Annotated in this window: 5 protein-coding genes; 4 read left to right on the top strand and 1 reads right to left on the bottom strand. The window is 68.8% G+C overall.

The features are described from left to right. Window positions 1–71: 71 nt before the first annotated feature. From ACLN58_RS17610 to ACLN58_RS17595, 4 genes are all read left to right on the top strand, one after another. Window positions 72–269: a Trm112 family protein gene (locus tag ACLN58_RS17610; protein WP_415856544.1), complete on the top strand. Its 198-nt coding sequence runs from the start codon at window positions 72–74 to the stop codon at window positions 267–269. Next, window positions 270–1,769, top strand: a complete 1,500-nt coding sequence (ahcY, locus tag ACLN58_RS17605) for an adenosylhomocysteinase (RefSeq protein ID WP_415856543.1) — start codon at window positions 270–272, stop codon at window positions 1,767–1,769. A 15-nt stretch (window positions 1,770–1,784) separates the two neighbouring features. After that, entirely contained in the window at window positions 1,785–3,068 is a 1,284-nt protein-coding gene (locus tag ACLN58_RS17600) for an Ig-like domain-containing protein (RefSeq protein ID WP_415856542.1), read from the top strand. A gap of 153 nt (window positions 3,069–3,221) precedes the next feature. Further along, window positions 3,222–4,256 (top strand): TIGR01906 family membrane protein, encoded by a 1,035-nt coding sequence (locus ACLN58_RS17595; protein WP_415856545.1) that lies wholly within the window; start codon window positions 3,222–3,224, stop codon window positions 4,254–4,256. On the opposite strand, the gene ACLN58_RS17590 is transcribed toward ACLN58_RS17595, so the two are convergent. Continuing rightward, on the bottom strand, window positions 4,247–5,055 hold an 809-nt coding region (locus ACLN58_RS17590), incomplete at its 5' end, for an AMP-dependent synthetase/ligase (RefSeq protein WP_415856541.1). The two genes, ACLN58_RS17595 and ACLN58_RS17590, sit on opposite strands and share 10 nt — an antisense overlap.

Below are 5,055 nucleotides of genomic sequence, written 5' to 3'. Positions count from 1 at the left end.
CTCTAGGCGAGCAGGGCCGGGGCCCGGCGACGCCGGAGGTTTCTGCGGGAGTGCCATGTAGTCTGGGATCCATGCCGTCTTTCAGCTCTCCGGTGCTGCGCTCCGACGTTCTTGCCCTCCTGCGGTGCCCGGTGACCGGCTCCGCCCTGGTCCAAGAGGGTGACGAGCTCGTGGCGAGCGCCCCGGGTCCGGACGGCACTGTTCCGCGTTACCCGATCGAGGACGGCATTCCCGTGCTGCTTCCGCCGGTCCTGCACCAGGAGTCCTAAGTGAGCCTCGACTACCGCGTTGCCGACATTTCCCTCCACGAGGCCGGCCGCCACCAGATTCGCCTCGCCGAGCACGAGATGCCGGGCCTCATGGCACTCCGTGCGGAGTACGGGGCGTCCCAGCCGCTCAAGGGCGCACGCATCGCCGGTTCGCTGCACATGACCGTGCAGACGGCCGTGCTCATCGAGACGCTCGTGGCGCTCGGCGCCGAGGTCCGCTGGGCCTCGTGCAACATCTTCTCGACGCAGGACGAGGCCGCGGCCGCGATCGTCGTCGGGACGGGAACGCCGGCGAACCCGCAGGGTGTGCCGGTGTTCGCGTGGAAGGGCGAGTCCCTCGAGGAGTACTGGTGGACCGCCGAGCAGATCCTCACGTGGCCCGGCGCGGCGGAGGACCCCGAGCTCGGCCCCAACATGATCCTCGACGACGGCGGCGACGCGACGCTCCTCGTCCACAAGGGTGTTGAGTTCGAGGCCGCCGGGGGAGTCCCGCAGCCTACGGAGGAGGACCCCGAGGAGTACCGGATCATCCTCGATGTGCTCCGCGCGGGCCAGGCGGCGGATCCCCTGAAGTGGACCCGGATCGCCGAGCGCATCCACGGCGTCACCGAGGAGACGACTACGGGCGTGCACCGGCTGTATCAGCTCGCCGAGCAGGGCAAGCTCCTGTTCCCCGCGATCAACGTCAACGACTCCGTGACGAAGAGCAAGTTCGACAACAAGTACGGCATCCGGCACTCGCTCCCGGACGGCATCAACCGGGCGACGGACGTCCTCATCGGCGGCAAGGTCGCGGTGATTTGCGGCTACGGCGACGTCGGCAAGGGCGCCGCCGAGGCCCTCCGCGGCCAGGGCGCGCGCGTCGTCGTGACCGAGATCGACCCCATCTGCGCGCTCCAGGCCGCGATGGACGGCTACCAGGTGGTTCGCCTCGAGAGCGTCGTGCGCGAGGGCGATCTCTTCATCACGACGACGGGCGGCAAGGACATCATCCGCGCCGAGCACATGTCCGCGATGAAGGACAAGGCGATCGTGGGCAACGTGGGCCACTTCGACAACGAGATCGACATGGCGGGCCTCGCGAAGCTGCCGGGCGTCCGCAAGGTCGCGATCAAGCCGCAGGTCCACGAGTGGGTCTTCCCGGCGCAGGCGGCGCACGACGGTGGCGAGGCCCGCGGCGAGCACTCGATCATCGTGCTGTCGGAGGGGCGCTTGCTCAACCTCGGCAACGCGACGGGCCACCCCTCGTTCGTCATGAGCAACTCGTTCGCGAACCAGACGATCGCCCAGATCGAGCTCTGGACCAAGCGGGAGCAGTCCGTGGGCGAGCGCGAGTACGAGAAGAAGGTCTACGTCCTTCCGAAGATCCTCGACGAGAAGGTCGCGCGGCTGCACCTCGACGCGCTCGGCGTCGAGCTCACGGAGCTGTCCAAGGAGCAGGCCGACTACCTCGACCTCGACGTGGCGGGCCCGTACAAGCCGGATCACTACCGCTACTGATTTAGCATTGTCTCCATGCGAATCATGGGGGACAGGCCCGAGGACGGGCGCCGCAAGGTGGGCCGCCGCTGGCTTGGCGGATGGCTCGGCACGCGCCGGGGCAAGGTCATCGGCCTCGTCGCGGTGCTCGCCGTCGCCGGCCTCGGCGGGACGTTTGCCGCCGTCGGCCCGCTTCAGGCTTCCCCCATCGGTTCGGAGGCCGCGACCGCGGTGCGGACCCAACCGGGCACGGCGTATCCCGTCGTCGCCCCCGCTTCGGCGCAGACCGTGCCCGTGACGGGCGCGAAGGAAGTCAATCCCTCCGCGCCCGTGACCGTCACCGCGGCCAACGGCACGCTTGACAACGTGAGCCTGCGTTCGTCGACGGGCCAGAACGTGCAGGGCACGCTGAACGCGGGCCGCTCCGTCTGGACGTCGAGCGATCCGCTCTCGTTCAACGCGACGTACACGTTGAGCTACACGACCCTCGACGGCGCCGGGCGGACCTCGACCGCAACGTCGACGTTCGCGACCGTCTCGACCGCGAATGAGGCCGACGCGGCGATGTACCCGCTCGACGGCATGAACGTGGGCGTCGCGCAGCCGATCCAGCTCACGTTCAGCGAGCCCGTGAAGAACAAGAAGGCCGTCGAGAAGGCGATCACCATCACGTCGAGCTCCGGCCAGGCCGGTGCGTTCCATTGGTACAGCGACACGATGGTGCGCTACCGGCCCGAACAGTACTGGGCGGCGCACAGCACCATCACGGTCAAGATGGACCTGTTCGGTGTGGACCTCGGGAACGGCCAGATCGGCAACTTCTCGAAGACAAATACCGTGCACATCGGCGACAAGCGCACCGCGGTCGCGGACGCCCAGGACCATACGTTCACCGCGTACATCAACGACCAGCAGGTCCAGACGTGGCCCGCCACCCTCGGCGATACGCGGTTCCCCTCCGCGAAGGGCTACCTCGTGCTCATGGAGAAGCAGCGCAAGGCGCACTTCGTCGCCGCCACGATCGGGCTCAAGCCGGGCGATCCCGCCAACTACGGCGAGCTCGACGTCGAATATGCGACGCGCCTCACCCCGAGCGGCGAGTTCATCCACCAGGCCACTGACACGGCGATTCCCTACCTCGGCAACGCCAACGTCTCGCACGGCTGCATCGGGCTCGGTCCCGACGGCGCCGCGTGGGTGTTCAACAACATGACCACGGGGGACGTGGTGCAGATCATCAATACGCAGGGCGACTTCGCCAATTTCGACGACGGTTTCGGCGACTGGAACATCGCGTGGTCCCAATACGCGAACGGCTGATCGTGCGCGCCACGGGCCGCGAAGGCCGATAACGCTTCGGCCACAGCCCGGCCTCCTGACCACGCTCGGGCGAGTGACCGGTTACCGTGGGACACAGGGACAGATCGAACATGGGTTCGCCCTGGGGCGGCCCGTCAGAGGCGTGGGTGGATGATGGACGTGACGGAAGACAGGCATGAGCTGAAGCCGGAGGTGAATTTGGACGACTCCCAAGACACCGACGAGCCCGCCTTCGAGTGGATGCGGACGTCCACGGCTTCGACCTCAGCGGCACACCGCGCGGACGGGGAGCGGGGCGGCTCGGAGGAGCCCGGTTCCGGGCCCGAGTCCTCCCACGAAGCCAAGGCGGCCAACGGTGCCCCTGAGCCCGTGAGTGCCGCGTCCACCCCGAGTCTCCGCGAGCAGTCGCCAACGTCCGCGCTCCAAGTGCGTCCGCCGGAGGACCAGGTCCGCCGCCGGACGGAGCAGCGCGAGGCGGCCGCGAAGGCGAAGCCCGTGGCCCCCCGGGTCCTCCAGGTGCTCATGGCCATCTTCCTGCCGTTCCTGCTGCTCATCGGGGCGGTCCGCGCCGTCGCGACGCCCGCGTTCCTGTGGCTCGAATACTTCCGCCCGGGCTTCCCCGGCGACGGCTACGGATTCTCGGTCGACGACCGCCTCACGTACGGTTCGTACGCGCTCGACTATCTGGCCAACTTCGCCGGACGCCGCTACCTCGGCGACCTCCAGCTCCCGTCGGGGAGCCCGCTCTTCACGGACGGCGAGGTCGGCCACATGGCGGACGTCAAGTTCGTCTTCCTCACCGCCTACGCGGCCGGTGCCGTGCTGCTCGCGTTCTTCGTGGTCGTGTACTTCGTGCTGCGCAAGCGCCGCGGTGCCTTCGGCCGGGGACTGTTCGCGGGAGCGATCGTCACGTTCGTGCTCGTTCTCGGCCTCGCGGTCTTCGCGATCATGGGCTGGCAGACGTTCTTCACGGATTTCCACCGGCTGTTCTTCGCGAACGGGACCTGGACGTTCCAGCTCTCCGACACGCTCATCCGGCTCTTCCCGGCCCAATTCTGGATGGACTCGGCGATCGTGATCGGCGTGCTCGTGCTCGTGGTCAGCTCGCTCACGATCATCTTCGCCTGGCCCACCAAGCGGAAGTCCGAGGCCGCCGACGCCGAGCTCGCGGCGGACGATCAGGAGTAGATCGTCTCGATGTCGTCGCGGCAGTCCGCGACGACGACCGCGCGCCGCAGCTTGAGCGAGGCGGTGAGCTGCCCCGATTCGACGCTCGGCTCGAGGCCGACGACGGCGAACTTGCGAATGCTCTCGGCGCGCGAGACGAGCGCGTTCGCGGCGTCGACCGCGGCCTGGAGCTCCCCGAGCACCTGGGCGTCGGAGGCGGCGGCCCGCAGGTCGAGCTCGCGCCCGTGATCGCGGCACCACATCGCGAGGCCGTCCCGGTCCAGGACGATGAGCGCGGAGACGAACGGCCGGCCCTCGCCCACGACGATCGCGTGCTCGACGAGCGGGCTCTCGCGGAGGATCTCCTCGAGCGGCTCTGGTGCCACGTTCTTTCCGCCTGCCGTGACGATGAGGTCCTTCTTCCGCCCCGTGATCGTCAGGAATCCCTCGGCGTCGAGCCGGCCGAGGTCCCCCGTCGCGAAGTAGCCATCCGCATCGAGCACCGTGGCCTCCGTCGCTCCGTGGTAGCCCCCAAAGACTCCGATGCCGCGCACGAGGATCTCGCCGTCGTCGGCAAGGCGCACTGAGGTTCCCGGCACGGGCCGCCCGACGCTCCCCACTCGCACGTTGTCCGCCGTGTTGACCGCGCACGGCCCCGTGGTCTCGGTGAGCCCGTAGCCCTCGAGGACGGGCACGCCGACGCCGCGGAAGAAATGCGCGAGCTGGGGGCTCAGCGGCCCGCCGCCGCACACTGCGGTGGTGAGGGCGCCGCCGAACACCGCCCGAATCCGACCGTAGACGAGGCGGTCGAACACGGCGT

It is taken from the genome of Sinomonas sp. G460-2, from assembly GCF_047759905.1.
Classification (GTDB): Bacteria; Actinomycetota; Actinomycetes; order Actinomycetales; family Micrococcaceae; genus Sinomonas.
Note: the sequence above shows the minus strand (reverse complement) of the source record. Positions and strands in the feature narration are given on the sequence as shown.

What these genes read in the sequence shown, in the direction of transcription:
- ACLN58_RS17600 (WP_415856542.1), top strand. Translation starts at nt 1,785, where the DNA reads ATGCGAATCATGGGGGACAGGCCCGAGGACGGGCGCCGCAAGGTGGGC.
- ACLN58_RS17595 (WP_415856545.1), top strand. Translation starts at nt 3,222, where the DNA reads ATGGACGTGACGGAAGACAGGCATGAGCTGAAGCCGGAGGTGAATTTG.
- ACLN58_RS17610 (WP_415856544.1), top strand. Translation starts at nt 72, where the DNA reads ATGCCGTCTTTCAGCTCTCCGGTGCTGCGCTCCGACGTTCTTGCCCTC.